This is a genomic window from Streptomyces sparsus (genome assembly GCF_054776295.1).
This window is the reverse complement of the sequence record NZ_BAAHCA010000754.1, coordinates 1-2,456: the sequence shown is the minus strand read 5'-3', so window position 1 is coordinate 2,456 and position 2,456 is coordinate 1. Positions and strand designations below refer to the sequence as shown.

Genomic DNA, 2,456 nt, shown 5'->3' with positions numbered 1-2,456 from the left:
GGCAGGGCGAGGCGCGCGGCCGGAGCGCGCCGCGGTGCGGAGGGCGCGGGTCCGCGGATCCGATCGTGAGCCGGCCGCGATCACAAGCGGGGTCCTGTCGATCGGAACACGGCCAAGAGATATCTTGATGTCGAGCAATGTTGCAGACGTGGAGCGGAGTACCAGGTGACTGACTCGACCATCATCTACACGCAGACCGACGAGGCTCCGGCCCTGGCGACGTATTCGTTCCTGCCCGTGATCGAGGCGTACGCCTCGACGGCAGGTGTCTCCGTGGAGAGCCGTGACATCTCTCTGGCGGGGCGCATCATCGCGCTTTTCCCCGAGTACCTCAAGGAGGACCAGCGCATCGACGACGCGCTGGCGGAGCTCGGCGAGCTGGCCAAGACTCCCGGGGCGAACATCATCAAGCTGCCGAACATCTCGGCGTCGATCCCCCAGCTGAAGGCGGCGATCGCCGAGCTGCAGAGCCAGGGCTACGCGCTGCCGGACTACCCGGACGAGCCGAAGACCGACGAGGAGCGGGACGTCCGCGCCCGGTACGACAAGGTCAAGGGCAGCGCCGTGAACCCGGTGCTGCGCGAGGGCAACTCCGACCGCCGTGCGCCGGCCTCGGTGAAGAACTACGCCAAGGCGCACCCGCACCGCATGGGCGCCTGGACGCCCGAGTCGAAGACGAACGTCGCCCACATGCAGGCGGAGGACTTCCGCTCCACCGAGAAGTCCGCGGTGGTCACCGAGGCCGGTTCGCTGCGCATCGAGCTGGCGGGCGACGACGGCTCCACGACCGTGCTGCGCGAGTCGGTGCCGGTGCTGGCCGGTGAGGTCGTCGACGCCTCGGTCATGCGGGTGGCGGCGCTGCGCGAGTTCCTCAAGGAGCAGATCGACCGCGCGAAGTCCGATGACGTGCTCTTCTCGGTGCACCTCAAGGCCACCATGATGAAGGTCGCCGACCCGATCGTCTTCGGCCACGTCGTACGCGCCTTCTTCCCGAAGACGTTCGCCGCGCACGGCGACAAGCTCGCCGCGGCCGGCCTGACCCCGAACGACGGTCTGGGCGGCATTCTCAAGGGCCTGGAGGCGCTGCCCGAGGGCGCGGAGATCCAGGCGTCCTTCGAGTCCGAGCTGACCGAGGGCCCGGCGCTGGCGATGGTCGACTCCGACCGCGGCATCACCAACCTGCACGTGCCGAGCGACGTCATCGTGGACGCCTCGATGCCGGCCATGATCCGCACCTCCGGCCACATGTGGGGCCCGGACGGCGAGGAGGCCGACACGCTGGCCGTCATCCCGGACAGCAGCTACGCCGGCGTCTACCAGGTGGTCATCGACGACTGCCGCGCCAACGGCGCCTTCGACCCGTCCACGATGGGCTCGGTGCCCAACGTCGGCCTGATGGCGCAGAAGGCCGAGGAGTACGGCAGCCACGACAAGACCTTCGAGATCCCGACCACCGGCACCGTGCGCGTGGTCGACGACGCCGGCGACGTGGTGCTCGAGCACGAGGTGAGCACCGGCGACATCTGGCGCATGTGCCAGACCAAGGACGCGCCGATCAGGGACTGGGTCAAGCTGGCCGTCACCCGGGCCCGCGCGACCGGTGTTCCGGCGGTGTTCTGGCTCGACGAGACCCGCGCCCACGACGCCAACCTCATCGCCAAGGTCAAGGCGTACCTGCCCGAGCACGACACCGACGGCCTGCAGATCGAGATCATGCCGCCGGCCGAGGCGACCGCGTTCTCCCTGGAGCGCATCCGCCGCGGGGAGGACACCATCTCCGTCACCGGCAACGTGCTGCGCGACTACCTGACGGACCTCTTCCCGATCCTCGAGGTGGGCACCAGCGCGAAGATGCTGTCCGTCGTCCCGCTGATGAACGGCGGCGGCCTGTTCGAGACGGGTGCCGGCGGCTCCGCGCCGAAGCACGTCCAGCAGCTCGTCAAGGAGAACTACCTGCGCTGGGACAGCCTGGGTGAGTTCCTGGCCCTCGCGGTCAGCTTCGAGCACCTCGCCCAGACCACGGGCAACGCGAGCGCGCAGGTGCTCGCCGACACCCTCGACCGGGCCAACGCCACCTTCCTCAACGAGGACAAGTCGCCGAGCCGTCGCCTCGGCGGCATCGACAACCGGGGCAGCCACTTCTACCTGGCGCTCTACTGGGCTCAGGAGCTGGCGAAGCAGACGGACGACCCCCAGCTCGCGGAGGCGTTCGCCGGTCTGGCGAAGACGCTCACCGAACAGGAGCAGACGATCGTCGACGAGCTGGTCGCGGTGCAGGGCTCCCCGGCCGAGATCGGCGGTTACTACCGACCGGACGCGGCGAAGGCCTCGGCCGTGATGCGTCCGTCGGCGACCTTCAACCAGGCGCTCGCGACACTGGGCTGATCCCAGGGCCCGCGGACGGCACCCGGCCGTTCGGGGCGCACGGACCCGGTGCGGCGTCCGACCGCCGCACC

1 protein-coding gene is annotated in these 2,456 nt (G+C 69.6%); it reads left to right on the top strand.

Features of this window, described 5'->3' with window-relative positions; all coding sequences use genetic code 11:
• Positions 1-165 precede the first annotated feature (165 nt).
• Positions 166-2,385, top strand: coding sequence for an NADP-dependent isocitrate dehydrogenase (locus tag ACYVE9_RS22990; protein WP_461029800.1), 2,220 nt, complete (start codon positions 166-168; stop codon positions 2,383-2,385).
• Positions 2,386-2,456 lie beyond the last annotated feature (71 nt).